The organism is Micromonospora sp. KC207 (assembly GCF_004348615.1).
Taxonomy (GTDB): Bacteria; Actinomycetota; Actinomycetes; order Mycobacteriales; family Micromonosporaceae; genus Micromonospora.
This window is the reverse complement of sequence record NZ_SMKJ01000017.1, coordinates 1-17,414: the sequence shown is the minus strand read 5'-3', so window position 1 is coordinate 17,414 and position 17,414 is coordinate 1. Positions and strand designations below refer to the sequence as shown.

17 protein-coding genes, 1 tRNA gene and 1 pseudogene are annotated in these 17,414 nt (G+C 68.5%); 10 read left to right on the top strand and 9 right to left on the bottom strand.

Annotated elements, in window-relative coordinates; genetic code table 11:
- The first annotated feature begins 132 nt into the window (after positions 1-132).
- From E1258_RS03875 to E1258_RS03865, 3 genes are all read left to right on the top strand, one after another.
- Positions 133-208 (top strand) — tRNA-Lys (locus E1258_RS03875).
- 165 nt (positions 209-373) lie between these two features.
- Positions 374-1,054, top strand: coding sequence for an HAD family phosphatase (locus E1258_RS03870; RefSeq protein WP_132396880.1), 681 nt, complete (start codon positions 374-376; stop codon positions 1,052-1,054).
- A gap of 34 nt (positions 1,055-1,088) precedes the next feature.
- Complete coding sequence (locus tag E1258_RS03865; protein WP_243715160.1) at positions 1,089-2,114, top strand: tryptophan--tRNA ligase; 1,026 nt, start codon at positions 1,089-1,091, stop codon at positions 2,112-2,114.
- Positions 2,115-2,128: 14 nt separating this feature from the next.
- Here the strand turns inward: E1258_RS03865 and E1258_RS03860 are convergent, their stop codons facing one another.
- From E1258_RS03860 to amcA, 8 genes are all read right to left on the bottom strand, one after another.
- A complete protein-coding gene (locus tag E1258_RS03860; protein WP_132396878.1) occupies positions 2,129-3,148 on the bottom strand; it encodes an FAD-binding oxidoreductase in 1,020 nt (339 codons plus the stop codon).
- Positions 3,141-3,458, bottom strand: a complete 318-nt coding sequence (locus E1258_RS03855; protein ID WP_132396876.1) for a hypothetical protein — start codon at positions 3,456-3,458, stop codon at positions 3,141-3,143. The genes E1258_RS03860 and E1258_RS03855 overlap by 8 nt, the downstream gene beginning before the upstream one ends.
- A gap of 117 nt (positions 3,459-3,575) precedes the next feature.
- Positions 3,576-4,670 carry an IS630 family transposase gene (locus E1258_RS03850; RefSeq protein WP_132396874.1) on the bottom strand — a complete coding sequence of 365 codons (1,095 nt, stop codon included), beginning with the start codon at positions 4,668-4,670 and terminating at the stop codon, positions 3,576-3,578.
- 25 nt (positions 4,671-4,695) lie between these two features.
- Positions 4,696-4,962, bottom strand: coding sequence for a hypothetical protein (locus E1258_RS33820; RefSeq protein WP_132396872.1), 267 nt, complete (start codon positions 4,960-4,962; stop codon positions 4,696-4,698).
- A 227-nt stretch (positions 4,963-5,189) separates the two neighbouring features.
- Complete coding sequence (locus E1258_RS03840) at positions 5,190-6,173, bottom strand: hypothetical protein (RefSeq protein WP_132396870.1); 984 nt, start codon at positions 6,171-6,173, stop codon at positions 5,190-5,192.
- 23 nt (positions 6,174-6,196) lie between these two features.
- Entirely contained in the window at positions 6,197-7,042 is an 846-nt protein-coding gene (locus E1258_RS03835) for a hypothetical protein (RefSeq protein WP_207919386.1), read from the bottom strand.
- A gap of 164 nt (positions 7,043-7,206) precedes the next feature.
- Positions 7,207-7,398 carry an NAD-dependent epimerase/dehydratase family protein gene (locus E1258_RS35350; RefSeq protein ID WP_207919384.1) on the bottom strand — a complete coding sequence of 64 codons (192 nt, stop codon included), beginning with the start codon at positions 7,396-7,398 and terminating at the stop codon, positions 7,207-7,209.
- Positions 7,398-7,577 carry a multiple cyclophane-containing RiPP AmcA gene (amcA, locus tag E1258_RS35655; RefSeq protein ID WP_371688562.1) on the bottom strand — a complete coding sequence of 60 codons (180 nt, stop codon included), beginning with the start codon at positions 7,575-7,577 and terminating at the stop codon, positions 7,398-7,400. Before amcA ends, E1258_RS35350 begins: the two co-directional genes overlap by 1 nt.
- Positions 7,578-8,064: 487 nt before the next feature.
- Between amcA and E1258_RS03830 the strand changes: the two genes are divergently transcribed.
- Complete coding sequence (locus E1258_RS03830; protein WP_132396866.1) at positions 8,065-9,399, top strand: helix-turn-helix transcriptional regulator; 1,335 nt, start codon at positions 8,065-8,067, stop codon at positions 9,397-9,399.
- Here the strand turns inward: E1258_RS03830 and E1258_RS03825 are convergent.
- Positions 9,396-10,052, bottom strand: a complete 657-nt coding sequence (locus E1258_RS03825) for an HAD family hydrolase (protein ID WP_132396864.1) — start codon at positions 10,050-10,052, stop codon at positions 9,396-9,398. The two genes, E1258_RS03830 and E1258_RS03825, sit on opposite strands and share 4 nt — an antisense overlap.
- Before the next feature lie 94 nt (positions 10,053-10,146).
- Here E1258_RS03825 and E1258_RS34330 point away from each other — a divergent pair.
- From E1258_RS34330 to E1258_RS03795, 6 genes and pseudogenes are all read left to right on the top strand, one after another.
- Positions 10,147-10,320: pseudogene (locus E1258_RS34330) on the top strand (gfo/Idh/MocA family oxidoreductase); the annotation flags it as partial.
- 1,099 nt (positions 10,321-11,419) lie between these two features.
- Positions 11,420-12,304, top strand: coding sequence for a replication-relaxation family protein (locus tag E1258_RS03815; RefSeq protein WP_132396862.1), 885 nt, complete (start codon positions 11,420-11,422; stop codon positions 12,302-12,304).
- A 381-nt stretch (positions 12,305-12,685) separates the two neighbouring features.
- Positions 12,686-13,588 carry a DUF2637 domain-containing protein gene (locus tag E1258_RS03810; protein ID WP_132396860.1) on the top strand — a complete coding sequence of 301 codons (903 nt, stop codon included), beginning with the start codon at positions 12,686-12,688 and terminating at the stop codon, positions 13,586-13,588.
- On the top strand, positions 13,585-13,995 hold the full coding sequence (locus tag E1258_RS03805) for an AlpA family transcriptional regulator (protein ID WP_132396858.1): 411 nt from the start codon (positions 13,585-13,587) through the stop codon (positions 13,993-13,995). The genes E1258_RS03810 and E1258_RS03805 overlap by 4 nt, the downstream gene beginning before the upstream one ends.
- Positions 13,992-15,464: a site-specific integrase gene (locus E1258_RS03800; protein WP_132396856.1), complete on the top strand. Its 1,473-nt coding sequence runs from the start codon at positions 13,992-13,994 to the stop codon at positions 15,462-15,464. Before E1258_RS03805 ends, E1258_RS03800 begins: the two co-directional genes overlap by 4 nt.
- Before the next feature lie 559 nt (positions 15,465-16,023).
- Positions 16,024-17,406 carry an IS1380 family transposase gene (locus E1258_RS03795; protein ID WP_132396854.1) on the top strand — a complete coding sequence of 461 codons (1,383 nt, stop codon included), beginning with the start codon at positions 16,024-16,026 and terminating at the stop codon, positions 17,404-17,406.
- Positions 17,407-17,414: the final 8 nt, after the last annotated feature.

The window sequence follows — 17,414 nt, the reverse complement described above, 5'->3', positions numbered from 1 at the left end:
GCTACGGCCCGAGCCGGCGATCATGGAAGATTTAGTGGCTTTCGACCGTTAAGGGTGTCCGAAGGGTGGAGCCGAGTATCGGATTGGAACCCCGCTCAGGGGGCGTGCTAGTGTTCTCTCCGTTGCCAACGAGCGCCGCTAGCTCAACTGGCAGAGCAGCGGACTCTTAATCCGCGGGTTCGGGGTTCGAGTCCCTGGCGGCGCACCAACGAGCAAGGCCCTGACCTGGTACTTCTGTGCCGGTCGGGGCCTTTTTCGTGTTCGCTGGCGGTGGCTGGTGGCTCGGTGGGTGCTCGGGAGCCGTTGGACCCTGCCGGCGATGCTGGGACCGGCGGTTACTGGTGCGACGCGGCCTTGAAGGAGGCGATCACCGATGGGCGATCATGGTCGGGTCGATCTCGTCATCTTCGACTGTGACGGGGTGTTGGTGGATAGCGAGCCGATCGTCGGCCGGGTACTCGCCGACCGGATGCGGCAGCTGGGAATCCAGATCACCGACCAGGAGTGCGCCAGTGCGTTCGCCGGGCTCGACCAAGCGGCGGCGGCCCGGCTGATCGCCGATCGCCTTGGCAGCGCTGTGCCTCCCGGTTGGTTCGACGCACTGACGGTCGCGGTTGATGCCGCGCTGCGTGCCGAGGTGGCGCCGGTGCCCGGCATCGTGCCGGTGTTGCAGCAGCTTCGGGTCCCCTTCTGCGTGGCGTCGAACGGGCGGCCCGAGAAGGTCGCTCTGACCCTGGGCGCCTGTGGCCTGGCGGCGTACTTCGAGGGTCGGATCTTCACGGCCGCCGAGGTCGCCCGCGGCAAACCGGCTCCTGACCTGTTTCTGCTGGCCGCGTCCAGGATGGGCGTGCCGCCTGCCCGCTGCGTCGTTGTCGAGGACAGCGAGTCCGGGGTGGCGGCCGCACGTAGCGCAGGAATGCGCGTGCTGCGGTACGCGCCCGATGGCTCCACGCCCGGTCCGGTTCGAGCCTTCAGGAGCATGGCGGAGTTGCCGTCGCTGCTGAGCCTTGGCGACGGCAACAGGAGCATCTCGGTATGCGCCGACAGCCAATGAGGACGGAAGATCGATGGCAGCTCACGGTAATGTCATGCCCATGGGTTCGACGGCGCGAAAGGTATCGCTGACCGGCATCAAGCCGACCGGTGAGCCGCACTTGGGCAACTACATCGGCGCGATCCTGCCGGCGCTGCGGTTGGCCGACAGCTACGAGTCGCTGTATTTCATCGCGGACTATCACGCGCTGACGACGATCCGCGACCGTGAGCTGTTGCAGCACTACACCCGCTCCGTGGCGGCCACCTGGTTGGCGGCCGGACTCGACCCGGATCGCACCACGTTCTACCGCCAGTCGGATGTCCCGGAGATCTTCGAGCTGAACTGGATTCTGGCGTGCATGGCCAGCAAGGGCCTGATGAACCGGGCGCACGCCTACAAGGCGTCGCGTGACCGCAACCGGGAAGCTGGCAAGGAGGATCTTGACGCCGGCGTGAACATGGGCTTGTTCAACTACCCGGTGCTGATGGCGGTCGACATCCTCATCATGGATGCCGATGTGGTGCCCGTCGGTCGCGACCAGGTACAGCATGTCGAGTACGCCGCGGACATCGCTGGCTCTTTCAACGCCGTGTACGGGGACCGGTTCAAGTTCAAGATCCCCGCTGCTGTCATTCCGGATGAGGGGTCGGCGCACACCTTGCCCGGCACCGACGGTCGCAAGATGAGCAAGTCGTACGGCAACACGATCCCTCTGTTCGCGCCAGAGCCCAGCCTGCGGAAACTGATCCGGCGTATCCCGACTGACAGCGTGCCGGTGGAGGAACCGAAGGACCCCGACTCGGCTGCGGTGTTCAAGCTGCTTGAGCGGTTCGGTGCGGTGGACGTGGTCTCCGAGACACGGGCGCGGCTGTCGGCCGGTGGGATGGGCTGGGGAGAGGTGAAGGCACAGCTTGCCGACGCGCTTGTCGCTGAGTTCGCGCCGCTTCGGGAGCGCTACGAGTCGCTGATGGCGCAGGGTAGTGAGCTGGACGATCTGCTTGCCCACGGCGCGGACAAGGCCCGGAAGCAGACCAGGCCGTTGCTGGAGCGGGTGAGAGACGCCATCGGCATCGGATAGCTCGGCCCCGTCCGTCAGATGAGTGCGTCGACCACCCGGTCGGCGCAGTGCCAGGCGGTGGTCCATTTGCCGGGCAGCGCGACAAGCAGGTTCCCAGTGGGTGTCCACCCGTCCGGAGGCTGTCGGAGGTCCACGACAAGGCTGGATGGATCAGCGTGCGCACTGGTCGGCTCGCACACGGTCCCCCAGATCAGGCTGAAGTCCGGGCGGGACTGGTGGAGACGGTGTCGATCGAGCGCTTCCAGTAGTCGGGCACGTTCTTCCGCTGTTGTGCCGTATCCACCCTTCACGCCGGGTAAGCCCACGCGGATGCCCCCACGATCCGGACTGATGGCGAGAAGATCGCCGTCCAGCCAGTAGGTCACGCCCTCTACCGCAAGCCCGGGCTGTCGGCCCCAGGCTATTCGGCGGTTGTGCAGGGTGTGCCGAATTCCGGCGTTGGACAGCAAGGTCGGTGTGCCGGCGCCGGCTGCCAGCACCACCATCCGCGACCGTGGCGCTGGAGACGCGATCGAGACGAGGGTGCTCTTCGGATCGCGACGCAGGACGGCGGTATTCCCCTGCACATCGGGTACGCCGCTGGCCCGGGCCAGATCGACGAGGCCGGCGTTGAGGATCGACATGTTGACGCTGTAGTCCGGGATGCGAAAGGCGGCTGCCGGCGGCGGGAACTTTCCCGCGCCTCGCGGGTCCACCTCCGAGGCGTCGATGCCGATCTGCTTCCAGGCGTCCAGGTAGCGCTGCACGGCATCTGCGGAGTGAAACAGCGCCAGTCCGGTAGCCTCCCCGAACTGTGCGGGCCTGGCCAGGTGGTGCCAGCGGTCCCGATGCTCCCAACAGGCTGTGCTGAGTGCGGGGAGCACCGGGGCGTAGACGGCGCCGGAGTGCAACTGGCCGAAGTTGGCCAGCGAGGCCCCGGGGCGTCCGTCGCCGAGGCAGCGAACGCGCAGCCCGTGCCGCGCGAGGGTGACGGCGATGGTGAGGCCACACAGTCCCGACCCGATGACAAGGACATCGATGCTGTCGTCAATCATGACTGCCCCAAAGGAATAGGGCCGCAGCGGTCCGTTCATCGACGACGGCAAGGTGGTATCGCTTGGCGAATCGGCGTACCAGTTCCGCCGGTGCGTGGTGATGATCGAAGCGGAGCCGCAGTCGCTCGGGAGTCCAGCCCAGCCGGCCCCGGGCTGCTGCTCGATGGGCGAGCATGGAGTCGCGGTCGAGAACAAGACTGTGGAGATGGGCCAGGAGTGTGCTGTCGTTGATAGCCACGTGGCTGCTCCTGACGCCGGTGGCGAAGGCGGGCACGCGCACGGCGAAGCCTTTGAGCGGTGCGGCCGACACGGCGCTGACCAATGCTTGAGCGGCCCGCTCGTAGGACCAAGTCGGTTGAGGTTTCGATGCGGTGCCCGTTCCCGGGCCGAGTTGGGGGAGCAGTAGTGTCGCGTGATCCTGATCGGTTTACTTAGTGTTGTTCGCGACGAGTTTCTTGACGTTGGTCTGGACGAGTTGGACCTTGGCGAGGATCTCGTTGGCGGTGGCGGTCCAGGTGAAGGGTCGGGGGTTGGCGTTCCAGCCGGTGATGTAGTCGCGGATGGAACGGATGAGGACCTGGACCGAGGCGAAGGTGCCGCGGCGGATGGCCTGGCGGGTGATGATCCCGAACCAGATCTCGATCTGGTTCATCCAGCTGGATCCGGTCGGGGTGAAGTGGAAGCGCACGTTCGGGTTGGCCGCCAGCCAGGCGAGCACGTCGGGGGTGGTGTGGGTGGACAGGTTGTCCAGCACCACGTGGACTTGTCGTCCCCGGTGTGGAGCCACGGCCTTTTTCAGGAAGGCCAGAAACGCCGCCCCGTTGCGGGACGGGCGGCACTGGCCGAGCACCTCGCCGGTGGCCACGTTGAGCGCGGCGAACAGGTTCGTGGTCCCGTGGCGGACATAGTCGTGGGTGCGTTGCTCGGTGGCGTCGAACTCGATGGGCAGCAGCGGCTGGGTCCGGTCGAGGGCCTGGATCTGGGTCTTCTCGTCGATGCTGAGGACCACCGCGCCGCCGGGCGGATCCAGGTAGAGACCGACGATGTCAGCGACCTTGTCCGCGAACCGGGGATCCTTGCTGAGTTTGAACGTGCCGGACCGGTGTGGCTTGAGCCCGTGCTCACGCCACAGGTTGGCCACCCAGTGGTGGGAGACCGCCACGCCCTCGGTGCGGGTGATGTAGGCGGCCATCTCCCGGCTGGACCAGTGCGACAGGCCGGTCTCAGCAGGCGGGCTTATCCGGGTCAGGGCCAGGACCCGCGACCGGATCCGGACCGGCACCTGTTCACGCGGGCCGCCAGGCCGCTGGTTGAACAGACCGGCCGCGCCCTCGTCGGCATAGCGGCCCAGCCACAGGTCCACCGTCGGCCGCGACACCGCGGCCAGCACCGCGATGTCCTTCTTCCTCCGGCCTTCGGCGTGCCACAACACGATCCGCGCCCGCGTACCGACCGCCGCCGACACCTCCGTCCCGTTGATCAACGCCCGAAGCTCTACCCGTTCGTCCGACGTCAACTCCACAAGGCACAGCCAACCACAACCGACTTCAGGCCAAGACAACAGGATCACGAGACAGTAGCGCCGCGCCCGCGACGCCGGAGCGGGCATAGGTGACGACCTGTCTGCGCTTCGCGAGCCCGTACGGCGTCTGATACAGCCCGGGAGCGAGCACCGCGGTCGTACTCGCGGCGATGAGCGTCGTTTCCCGGCCAGCGGCGCGAAACTCGGTTCGTAGCTGCAGCACGCCCTCGGTCGCGCCTCGGACGCTGCGGTGCATGGCGTCTACCCCGCTTCGGTCGAGAACGACGTCCACGACGTAGATAGGACCGGATGAGGCGATCCGGTTTGTAACGGCGGCGGCAACTCGGGCGCGGTCCCGGACGACCGTCAAGTCTGCGCCAACCCACTGAATGCTGCCCGATATCGGGGGAGCCGGCGGCTTCCGTGCGACCGCAACGACGTGGAATCCGGCGGCGACGGCCAGCGGCTGGACTGCACGGCCGAGGCGCCCCGACGCACCGAGGAGGACGAGGACTGGGTTCAGCGAGCGCATCGCTGCCATATCCCGGCGAATTGGGCGAATGAACGGCAGAACTCTCGGCGAGCCTGGCGCCAACTTTCCGGACGTAGGACGCGGTCTGCGAATGCCTCGCGGGCGCGGGCGACATCCACGGCGTCCCAGCCGCTGCTGAGCTCGATCGCCGACAGCAACGCGGCCTGGGAAGACTCCGCCTCGTCCATCACCCGGTCGACGATTTCGGCCTGGGTCATGTTGAGGTGGATGCTCGACGCGGGGATGCTCTTGGACATCTTGGGGTAGCCGGCAAGCCCTTCGAGGACCCGGAAGTACAGGCCGCCGATTCGGCCGCTCCAGCCGAGGCCCAGCTCACCGGCGTTCGCTTGTCGTTGTAGCACCAGGCGGGCCAGGTCCGTGAAGTACGCCTCCTCCATACCCGACACCATGAGGACGTTGCTGGCGCCGTTGTCGAAGGGGCCGAGCACGTCAGCGACCGTGTACAGCGAGTCGACCACCACGCCGGTCTCGCTGCCGAGCAAGCCGTGCTCGGCGTAAAGCCCCAAGAGGCTCTCACGGTGCTCCTGGAAGTCAGCCCGGGACAGATAGCGGGCGATCCGGCCGGCACGCACGAGGTTGTCGTGCTCAAGGTGGGACCGTAGCTCGGCTTTGTGTGGACCCAGGCCGAGTTCGACAAGGAACGCGAGCATCTGGTCGCGAACCCGCACCAGAGCCGACCATGAAACGTTGCGGGAGTTCCATGCCCCGAGGTCGGAGATGACGACCGTCATCGACACACCGAGATGTCGCTGCAACTCGACCGCGCCGAGCATGACCGACAAGGTGCCGGCGGTCGGTGCATTGGTCGGGCCGAAGCCCGTCACGATCGCCAACGACTCGCGTCGGTCGGGGTGCAAGACCCACAGTGCGTCGTCGGTGTGGGTGAACCGGACAGCGGTCGGTCCAAGCCGTTCGGTCAGGATTGCTGCTGATTCGGCGTCGATAGACATGGCGGGCATGGCGGCTCCTTCGATCAGGTGAGCGTGCTCAGCAGGCGGATGGCGTGCCCAGCCCGGCGGGCGCGGCGGACCAGGTCGACCGCCTCGTCGATGTCTGTCCCGCTCGCTGCGACGACGAGGGCGGCGTTCAGCTCGACCAGTGCGGTGACGGGCGTGTCGTCTCCGGGCTTGAGCGCGGAGGCCACGAGTGCGGCGTTACCGCGGTGAGTGGGCCGGTGGGCAACCGCGTGACGCCAGGATTGGGCCGGCTCTTGTCCCTGGCGGATCCCGCAGGTGATGAGTCCGTCGGCGAGACGCGCCAGCCTTCTGGTACCGACGTCGCCGTGCTCGTCGATCATCTCGCCGGGGGACAGCTCCGTGGACGCGACGACGCCCGTGGTGAGATCCGGCCTGATCCTCCGGAGGGCTGCTGCGGCGAGGGTGACGTCTCGATGCGCCAGGCCCAGCACGTATCCCCTGGCGCGCACACAGATGGTTGCGACCGGCATGAAGAAGCTCGCCGGATTCAAGGCGCCGAAGACGCCGTCGTAACGAGCCGCGTAGCGCGGGCAGAACAGGGGATACGAGACGAAGGCGATCCCGAATCGATCCAGCATCTCGGGAAGGGCTTCCGGCCGGTCGACGGCACGGATGTCCAGCACATCCAGGATGTCGGCGGCTCCGGAGACCGCTGACACCGATCGCGAGATCCCTTTGACCACAGGCGTGCCGCTGGCGGCGGCGAGGATCGCGGCGGCGGTGCTGACGTTGAAGGTCTTGAACTGCTCCTTGCCGCTGCCCGCCACGACAACGGAGCCTTCGGGCACGTCCAGCGGCTGCTCGGCGTAGCCACCCAGCACTCCGTCGAACTCGGTGATCACCTTCCACCACTCGGACAGCTCCGCCGGACCCAGGCGATCCTTGAGGAGCAGATCAGCGCACCAGCGTCGCCATCGCTCATCCGCCGACGGTGAGGTGTCCCGTAGCAGCGTGTGCAGAACGTCCGGGGACCACGGGCCGGTCGGGGCGGTGACCTGTCGGGCTCTCACGCCGACCACCACGAGGCCGACATGCTGTTCCGGGAACTTGCGGCCGTACCAGCCATCTCGTCCGTCGATGCCTGCTCGTTCAGTCGGCGACGATCCAGGCCGACGACTGCGGTGCCGCTGCCCAGCAGCGCGTCGATCAGGTGCAAGCCGATGAATCCGGCGGCACCGGTGACAGGGGCCCGAGACATCATCGTTGCTCGTCCTTTCGCATGGTCTCGAAAAGTCGCTGCCAGACGTGGTTGAACAGGGGCGGGTCGTTGCGAGTGAGATCGACTCGCTTGGCCGTGAGCACGAGCTCAGGGCGGACCGGTCTGGTGGAGTTGTTGGCAGTCGCTGCGGTGGCATGGCGGGAGATGTAGAGAGTCATCGCCGCCGCGCCCGCACGTGCGCGGTCGGACCGTGCTCTTGCTGGTGTGGCCGGCTGTCGGGCGTGCGGCATCGGCGGTCGGTGTGGCGGACCCGCCGGGAGCCTGGCGGGTCCGCAACCGGGAGGCAGCGAGTGGGGGAATCTCGCCGGTCACTCGCCTGCGCAGCCTCGTTGGCAGTACGCGGGCGCGGAGTCAACCTCACGGCACCGAAGCCGACCGTCGTCGTGGCAATCGGGTCCGGTCGGGGCGACGCGTTGTCGGGTCGGTGTGACATGTCCACCATGAACCTCATGCCGTTGACGGGAATGGTCGGCGACCACCGAGGCCAGCCCGGAGCAGGCGGCTTCGATGTTCGGCAATAGCGAACCGTCCACGGCAGCGGACCGGTACCGTCCACTACCCGTCCAATCGCAACCAGGTGGTGACGACCCGTAGCCAGACTGGCTAGCGTGATCGATGTCGACAAGCGATGCCCGGAGGTGCGCGATGGCGGGACGGCGCTACCCCTCGAACCGGCGGCTAGCGTGGGAGAGACTCCAACGCGGTTGGTCCTACGAGGAGGTCGCCGAACGCATCCGTACCGAGATGAGCCGCGCCGGCGAGACCGACACCGGGCTCAACGCCAACACCGTCCGGCGGTGGGAGATCGGCGAGCGGCGGCCGGACCCCCGGTACCGCAAGCATCTGGTCGCGATCTTCGGGAAGCCGGCCAGCCACCTCGGCCTGCTCACCCCCGACGAGCTGGCCGTACGCCCGGACGCGGAAACACTGCACGAGTTCAGGAGGTTGTGGGACATGCTCACCGGAGAGAACAACGGCAACGGTTGGGACCGCGCATCCGTCCTACGCGCACTGGTCGGCGCCAGCATGCTGCCCCTGGTCGCGCCCCTGCTATCCCTCGACCCGGAAGCCGCACACGCCGACGGCAAGACCGTCGACCCCGACTCGTACCGGCAAATCGTGAGCTGCCAACGCGAGCTGTACTGGACCAGCCCGGCCCGGCCGCTCTACGAGGCCGCCTACGCCCACACCCAGCTCGGCATCGGGCTCCTTCGCGCCGCCACCGGTAGCAGCCGGACCAGTCTTGCCTCCGCTCTCGCGGAGTCCGCGCTGCTCACCGCCCGGCTCGCCTTCTTCGACCTCAGCCAACCCGCTATCGCTGAACGTTGCTACGACGTCGCCCTCGCCGCCACCCGCGAGGCCGGCGACCACGCCTTGGCCGCCGCTGTCCTCGGCCACATGGCGTTCGTTCCTGCCTTCGGCCACCAGCCGGCCAACGCTCGGCCGCTGATCGACGCTGCTCTCCAGCACACCTGGCACGGCGTCAGCCCCATGGTCCGGTCATGGCTGCACTGCGTCGGCTCGGAGGTTGAGGCGCGTGCCGGAGCCGCAGCCGCCAGCTGTCGCCACATCGACCTCGCCGCAGGTGCGGTCGATGGTGATGGCACACCGCCCGAATGGCTCGACTTCTACGACAACGGCCGCCTGCACTCGTTCGCTGGTTACGCGGCCCTCGCCAGCGGCGACCACAGCGAAGCCGCCGGCCAGCTCAACCAGGCACTCGCCGCGCTCACCACCACCGGCGCCAAGCAGCGCAGCGTCGTACTCGCCGACCTCGCCACCGCTCATGGTGGCGACGGCGACCGGGCCGCCGACTACCTCAATCAGGCTGTCGACGCCCTGCAGAACGACTGGTACGGCGTCGGTCTCGACCGGGTCCGAGCCGTCCGTCCCATGCTCGGCGACAGCCGACACGGCACTCTGCTGGACGAACGCGTCGCCGCACTCACCGCCGGCCGTGCCGCGCTGCCGGGTAGTTAGCGCGCCGACTCGTTGTGCTTGCGTACGAGGTCAGGCAGCTCGGCCAGCGTGTCGAGCTGGAAAAGGCACCGGTCGCTGACCGCCTTGTCGCCAAGGATGTAACCCCACGGGCCGCGACGGACCAGGGCGGTCGCGATGCCCGCCTCCTGCGCCGGGCGGATGTCGTTGTCCAGCCGGTCCCCGACGTAGAGCACCTGGTCAGCCGAGCAACCTGCCTCGGCGATCACCCGGTCGAAGAACGCGGCAGACGGCTTCTCCACACCCCAACCGTCCGAGGTGCCGATCACGTCGACTGGTAGGTCCAGGGCACGCAGGATGGTCTCCGCCCGTGCCGTCTGGTTGCCGGCCAGGCCGACCTGTAGCCCCGACTCGCGTAGCGCGGCCAGGCACGGCCGAGCATCCGGATAAAGGTCCTCCTCGGTGAAGGACTCCGGCTGTCCTGCTGCGGTCCGGCGCTCCCGCTCCTCGGCCAGGTCGAATCCCGGCCGGAAGGCCTGGAACGTCTCCCGGTAGTCGAGTCCGCGAGCGATGATCGCCCCGAAGACAGCCGAGAACGTGTGGCGCGGCACCCCGAGCCAGTCCGCCCAGGTGCCGTACTCCCGGGACTCGTCGACGATGGTCTCGCCTACATCGAAAAACACGCTCGCGATCACCCGGCGATTGTGCCTGGTGCTCCCATCGGGATCAACGCGTACCGCGAGCCGAGCCGAGCCGCCCGGCGGGCCAGTGCCGAACCGGCGGCCACACCGAGTACAACCCGCGTTGGAAGCCATGCGGGTCCGACTCGCCGATGGGGCCCTCGGCGACCTCTACCAGATCACCACCCGGCGCCGAGGGCCCTACCCATCCCGGATCCGCGACGTCGGCGTCGTGCTCGACCTCGCCACCCACGACCTGGACATCACCACCTGGGTCACCGGCATCGGCCGAGAGACACCGATCGTGACCCTGTGGCAGGCTGCCGCGACCATTGCCAGCGAAGAAAGAACGGCCACGACGGGTCCGCCGGCGGTCCGCCCTTGCTGTCGCTGGCGAGCCCGGCCGTGCGACTCCGGTGACCCTGACCGCCTCGGTCAGCGGGAGCGCTGTCCTACATTATGAGACAGTTGAATAGGTGGGCCAAGATTTTTCTGCCGGGAATCCGTCCGGCTGGAGACCAGCACGTCTTGGCGGGTGCCAGTGCGTCCGGCTGGGTCCGGAAACGTCATGATCGACTGCCGGTGATGCTGGTTGACAGGGTGCTGCCGGCGGAGGCGTACTGGTACGAACGCGACCGCGTGGCGGTCTGCCCGCCGGGTCCGATCGGCCGGTTTGGTGGCGCTCCTTCGGGGGCGTCGCCGGTCGTTCGAGGCTCGGGAGTGGGCGGGCCGTCGATGGTTTCGAGTGACAGGGGGTTCGCGATGAAGGATCTTTCTCCGGCGGGTTGAGTCGACGCCCCACCGGGCCGTCGTGATGTCGACGGCTCCCGGAGCACCTGTCCCAGGCTGAGACGAGCCCGCTGCCGGCGCGGCACTGTGCCGCCCTGTCCTCCGCAACTGCTACCGCTGTGCCCCGCTGCGACCGCCGTTCTGGTGGTCGTGTCGGTCGTTGCTGCCCTGATCCGCCTTCGGGTCGGCCGGTGCGCCGGTCGGCGTGTTCATTGACAACTCCACAGTGCGCCTTGCCGCAGTCTCCCGCGCCCGCTGGTGGCTGCGGCGCACACCTACGGCGTCGCGACCGTCGACGCCCCCATTTTTCGATCAAGGAGCTTTTGTGTTCTCTGTACATCCCATCTCACCGCGTTCCGGTTTTCTGCCGGTGGCGGTGACAGATCCCGTGTTGACCCCCGTTCCGGGGTCCGGGTTGACGTCCCCGTTGGGGTCAGTCTTCAGCCGGACGCCCGAACGGACCCCCTTTTCCCGCTCACACCGCAGGTCAGCCCGTCTGTCAGTACTGGCTGGTTGTTCTGCGACAGACCCGTCCTGGTCTCGGGTCTCTCCCCCTGGGGAGGCCATACGCATCGGAGAGGAGGTGATGGCGGATGGATGATCCGGTTCTGCGGGTCCAGTCGCAGCTGACCGACCGAGACCGGGTCCTGCTGGGCTGGCTGTACGACCACGGCGTGCTGACGTCGTTCCAGATCGCCCAGGCACTGTTCCCGTCGCTGGACTTCTGCCAGCGGCGGCTGCGGACCCTGTATCGGTTGCGGTTGGTGGCCCGGTTCCGGCCCCAGCGTGCTGACGGCGGCTCGTATCCGTACCACTACGTCATCGACCAGCTCGGTGCCGAGATCGTCGCGGCCAGCCGGGACGAGCGGCCACCTCGGCGTGACCACGCACGCGTGGAGCGGCGACGCTGGACCTCGAGCCGGAGCCTGGCGCATCGGCTCGGGGTGAACGGCTTCTTCACCGACCTTGCCGGCTACGCCCGCACGCACCCGGCCGCCGAGCTGGCGCAGTGGCTGCCGGAGGTGGCTTGCCAGCGTGTTGGCACGTTCACCCGTCGAGAGGATCCGGTCCTGGTGCGCGCCTACCAGCCGCGGGTGCGCCCGGACGGCTACGGCCTGTGGGCCGAGAACACCGTCACGGTCCCGTTCTTCGTCGAGTACGACACGGGGTCCGAGCCACTGTCGGTTCTGGTGGAAAAACTCACCGGGTACGGGGACTTGTTCGCCACGCTCGACCGGGTGTGGCCGGTGCTGTTCTGGCTGCACTCCGCCGCCCGCGAGGCCAATCTGCGCCGCCTGCTCGCCGACACGCCGCTGCGGGCGCTGGCCGCGACCGGAGCCCGCGACCATGCCGCCACGGCGGGTCTGTGTCCCGCTGAGGCGGTCTGGTCCGTCCCGGGCGGGGCAGGGCAGCGGCATCGGCTGGCCGACCTCGCCTCGTACGTCGTCGACGCTGGACGGGCGGGTGAGGCGGCGTGATGCCTGGCAACGGCACGACGGCCGCGGACAGTACCTCGCGCCTGCGGAAGACAGCAAGACCTGGTCACTCTCACTGGTCTGTCAGCACCCGCTCCGCTGGGCCTGACAGACCGGTGACAGCGCCGACCCCTTCCGACAGCCACAGGCCAGAGGTATCGTCGCGCGCTCACCACGGACAGTCCGGCGGCTCCCCGTCCGCGATCACGGTCCCGGACGACGACGCCCGGACCGTCCGCGCACGTGTCCAGCTCTACCCGGCTGGCGGACGAGCCTCCGCCGCAGCCCGGTCCGGGGAGGTGGTCCGCCACGAACACACCGACGTCTGACCCGGACGGTGGTCCACGCAGCAGCCGCGTCGAGGGCGCCGTCCAGATCGTGATCATGTTGGCGATCGGTGGGGCGGCGGGTGCGGCCAGCTTCACCCACGTTCACAACGTCGCCGCCGCTCATGGCCAGCCGGGCTGGCTGGCCTGGGCCGACGCGATCGTCCTGGAGCTGATGTCCATCGCCTCCGGCCTGGAGCTACGCCGCCGCAAACGCGCCCACACCTCGACGGTGTTTCCCGCGAGTGTGCTGGCCTGCGCGGTAACGCTGTCCCTCGCCGCACAGGTCGTGGAGGCCGAACCGTCACCGATCGGCTGGATCGCCGCGGCCGTGCCCGCGCTCGGCTTCCTCGTCATGGTCAAGGTCGCCCTCGGCTACGCCGGCACCACGACCCCAACCAACGCCGCCCGGACCGCAGACCACCTGCCGGACCAGCCCACGCACACCACGCCCCAGACCGGACCGGCCGAGACGACGCGGTCCGGCGGGACGGCAGGGCGGCGGTCCGCCACGCGGACAACTGGCCTGGCAGAGGTCGCTCATCAACCTCACGGACGGGACCGCCGTCGCCGCAACGCCGGCAGGGGACGGTCCGCGCAGCAGTCCGGCGACGTGGCCAAGCTGCTGCCGGCGGCGCGACGCGTCCGCGACCACCTCGCCGCGGACGGGCAGGCCCTGACCCGGGCGGCGCTCGCCGAAGCCCTCCGTGGAACGGGCCACACCGTGTCCAACACCCGGGTATCCGAACTCCTCAAGACCCTCAAATCTGAGGCGGCCTCGCCGCCCGCGCCGCAGGACTCAACTCCATCGGCGAGTTCGGCTCCACGACTGCCATCAAGTCGGCAGCAAGCGACTCACGCAACCGCGTTCGGCGGCTCGCGGCTGCCCCTACCAGCAAGTCATCTCGAACCCATGCATCCCAGACATCCACTGAACGGGCAGGAGAACCGCGAATCATGAGCACCGACGTGAACTCCACTGCGCACGGCACCACGACAGACATCACGCCCACCGCAGCCGCGCCCGCCAGCGAAGTATGGACCGTCGACCGCGTCCGCGCCCTCGGCGTGACCACCACCCTGGCCACCGCCGCATCGGTCCTCGGGATCAGCCGATCCCAGGCCTACCGGCTCGCCGCCACCGATACCTTCCCCGCACCTCTGATCCGCGCGGGCAGCCGCATCATCGTCCCGGTCACCGGCCTCCTCCACCTCCTCCTACTCCACGACGACCCCGCCCCGGCCGACGGCGGCCGGCGACTTGAACCCGACGCGAAGGTGAGCGTGGATGCGACGACCCCGCCACCAGCGGATTCCACCCGGCATCGCTGGCGGCATCATACGAAGCATCCAGGAGACGACGAGTGAAGGGATCCACCTTCAAACGCTGCGGCTGCCGCGACAGCGTCACGGGCCGGCGACTGGGACGCTCCTGTCCCCAGCTTCGCCGGCCCGGCGGCGGCTGGTCCCGCAACCACGGCCACTGGCACTGGCAGATCGAAATCCCCGCCCGCGCCGACGGCACCCGCCGCCCACTACGCCACGGCCCGTACGCCACCCAGGCCGACGCGGACGCGGTCTTGGACCGCATCCGGGCCGCGCTCGCCGTCCCCGACCCCACCGACCCGCACACCACCGTCAAGACCGGCGACCTCATCGAAACCGCCGTCAAGACCGGCGCGCCCATCCCCACCCCGGACCAGGTCCGGCGGGCGCTGCACCTGGACATCACCCCGACCGAGCTGCCCACGATGGAGGCATATCTGACGGACTGGCTCGGTGGGCGCAAGAACATCAAGACCGGCACCCTGCGCTCCTACGAAGGGCACATCCGGCTGTACCTGATCCCGCACCTCGGCCACCTGCGCATCGACCGGCTCCGCCCCGGCCACATCGACGCCATGTACGACGCCATCGCCGAACGCAACACCACCATCACAACCCTGCGCGCCAGCCGCGACCAAGCCAAACGCGACCAAGTCAAGAATCAGCGGATCGTCGGCCCCAGAACCCTGCACCTGATCCACGCCACCCTGCGCAAAGCCCTCAACGACGCGATGCGCCGCCACCGCTACATCGACACCAACCCCGCCGTCATGGTCGAACTACCCACAGCCCGACCACCCAAGCCCACCGTCTGGACCGACCAACGCGTCAAAACCTGGCGCGACACCGGCAAGACCCCCAGCCCCGTCATGATCTGGACCCCCGAACACACCGGCCGATTTCTCGACCACACCCACGACGCGAACGACCGGCTCTACGCCCTCTACCACCTCATCACCTTCACCGGCCTCCGACGAGGCGAAGCATGCGGCCTGCACTGGGACGACCTCGACCTCAACGCCCACACCCTCACCGTCCGCTGGCAACTCGTCCAACACGGCTGGGCCACCGCCATCGACACCCCCAAAACCACCGACAGCGAGGCTGCGGTCGCTCTCGACACCGAGACCGTGGCGGTGCTGCGCGCCCACCGCACCCGGCAACACCGCGAACGCCTCGCCGCTGGTCCTGCCTGGACCACCACCGGACTCGTGTTCACCACCCCCACCGGTGGGCGGCTCCACCCCGCCGACGTCACCGACCACTTCCACCACCTCGCCACCCAAGCCGGCTTACCACCCATCCGGCTCCACGACCTCCGCCACGGTGCCGCCACCATGGGCCTCGCGGCCGGCGTCCAAATGAAAGTCATATCCAACCGACTCCGCCACTCCAGCCCACACTTCACCGCCAAGTTCTACGGCGACGTCCTCCCCGAACTCTCCCACGCCGCCGCCGAAGCAACCGCAGCCGTCGTCCCAAGACGCGGTGGCACCGCAAGACCGGCATAAGACGCAGGCTCACGTCTATCAGATGGCCAGGGCCAGATTGCCACCGAGCCGTCATCGGCAAGTCCGAAGCGTCTCAGGTAGTCGGCGTCGTCGGTGTCGCCTGCCTGCATGCGGAGCTCGGCCAGTTTCCGCAGCGCTGTGGTGTCGCCGCGGTCGGCGGCCTGCTGGTGCAGCGCCTCGGCACCGGCAGTATTACCAGCCTGCTCCCGCCGGTCCGCCAGGTAGGTCTCCGGTAGATGGTTCTGCTTGGTCGCTGAACCATCTACCGGAGACCTCGCTGCGTCTCGACCTCCGACACGCAGAGATCATCAAACAAGCAGCTCAAGCCCGGGCAACGACTTCGACACAGGGCCTAGGCCTACGAGACTGCCGGATCGGTGAGGTGTCGCCCGTCGTCGGCAAGGCGCCGCGAACACCCGGTCCTATCCTCGGTCTTTCACGAGGGGCGTGGTCTTGAGGGCTGAGGCTGTCGGGTAGAGACAGCGAAGTGCCTGCCACGTAAGGAAAACTGACCGGTGTCGAGTCGTTCAGAGTTCCACGCGCGGAAGGCACTTCGTAGGTGCAGAGTACCGATTGGTCCAGGGGATTGTCCGTCGAGGTCGGCGGTCGTGGTGTGGTGTCGCACGCGGGGTTGGTGTTGCTACGTGCCCTTGCCGACAGGACCGGCCTGACCGGGGCGTTGTCGCAGGCGGTAGCGCGTCGGGGGTTCACGCCGCGCAGGGAGCGGGGTCGTGTCCTGGCCGATCTCGCGGTGATGATCGCTGACGGTGGTGAGGCAATCGCCGACATCGACGTGGTCCGGCATCAGGGCGAGGTGTTCGGGCCGGTCGCCTCGCCGGCGACGTGCTGGCGGGCCCTGGCCGAGGTCGACGAGGTGCGGGTGCGGCGGATCGCGCGGGCACGGGCGAAGGTGCGGGCACGGGTGTGGTCGTTGCTCGACCGGTTGCCGGCCGCTCAAGCTGCGGGTCGGGAGGTCGGGGCCGGGGTGGTGGTCTTGGACGTCGATGCGACCCTGCTGGCGGCGCACAGTGAGAAGGACGGCGCGGACAGAACCTACAAGCGGACCTTCGGGTTCCATCCCCTCCTCGTCACCTGCGACAACACTGGCGAGATGCTGGCTGTCCAGCTCCGGGCGGGCAACGCGGGGGCGAACACCGCCGCCGACCACCTGCACGTGCTGGGCGAGGCGTTCACGCAGGTCCCCGCCAGCTATCGGCGGCATCTGCTGGTGCGGGCCGACTCAGCCGGCGCCACCCACGCCGTGCTCGACTGGCTCACCGCGCAGAACACGAAGCGGGGCCGCACGGTCGAGTACTCGATCGGCTGGTCCATCGGTGAGCCGGAACGCCGGGCGATCACCAAGGTTCCCGCCTCGGCCTGGACACCGGCGATCAACGCCGACGGTGGTGTCCGTGACGGCGCGCACGTCGCGGAACTGACCGGCCTGCTCACCCTGACCGGCTGGCCGACCGGGATGCGGGTCATCGTCCGCCGGGAACGGCCGCACCCCGGCGCTCAGCTGACCCTGTTCGAACACCGGGACGGCTGGCGTTACACCGCGTTCGTCACCAACACCCCAACCGGCGCGTTGCAGTGGCTTGAGGCCCGCCACCGCGCCCACGCCCGAGTCGAGGACCGGATCCGCTGCGCCAAGGACACCGGCCTACGCCGACTGCCCTCCCGCGAGTTCCCGATCAACCAGGCCTGGTGCGTCCTCGCCGCGATCGCCGCCGACCTGATCGCCTGGCTGCAGATCCTCGCCCTCGACGGTGACCTGGCCCGCTGCGAACCGAAGACGCTGCGCCACCGCCTGCTGCACACCGCCGCGCGCCTGGTCCACGGGCAACGCCGCCGACGGCTACGCATCCCCACGACCTGGCCCTGGGCCTCCCAGATCGCCGCCGCGTTCACCCGGATCGCGGCCATCCCCGACCCCGGCTGACCCCGACC

What these genes read in the sequence shown, in the direction of transcription:
- amcA (WP_371688562.1), bottom strand. Translation starts at nt 7,577, where the DNA reads ATGACTCTCTACATCTCCCGCCATGCCACCGCAGCGACTGCCAACAAC.
- E1258_RS03815 (WP_132396862.1), top strand. Translation starts at nt 11,420, where the DNA reads ATGGATGATCCGGTTCTGCGGGTCCAGTCGCAGCTGACCGACCGAGAC.
- E1258_RS35350 (WP_207919384.1), bottom strand. Translation starts at nt 7,398, where the DNA reads ATGTCTCGGGCCCCTGTCACCGGTGCCGCCGGATTCATCGGCTTGCAC.
- E1258_RS03865 (WP_243715160.1), top strand. Translation starts at nt 1,089, where the DNA reads ATGCCCATGGGTTCGACGGCGCGAAAGGTATCGCTGACCGGCATCAAG.
- E1258_RS03810 (WP_132396860.1), top strand. Translation starts at nt 12,686, where the DNA reads ATGTTGGCGATCGGTGGGGCGGCGGGTGCGGCCAGCTTCACCCACGTT.
- E1258_RS03830 (WP_132396866.1), top strand. Translation starts at nt 8,065, where the DNA reads ATGGCGGGACGGCGCTACCCCTCGAACCGGCGGCTAGCGTGGGAGAGA.
- E1258_RS03840 (WP_132396870.1), bottom strand. Translation starts at nt 6,173, where the DNA reads ATGTCTATCGACGCCGAATCAGCAGCAATCCTGACCGAACGGCTTGGA.
- E1258_RS03860 (WP_132396878.1), bottom strand. Translation starts at nt 3,148, where the DNA reads ATGATTGACGACAGCATCGATGTCCTTGTCATCGGGTCGGGACTGTGT.
- E1258_RS03805 (WP_132396858.1), top strand. Translation starts at nt 13,585, where the DNA reads ATGAGCACCGACGTGAACTCCACTGCGCACGGCACCACGACAGACATC.
- E1258_RS03870 (WP_132396880.1), top strand. Translation starts at nt 374, where the DNA reads ATGGGCGATCATGGTCGGGTCGATCTCGTCATCTTCGACTGTGACGGG.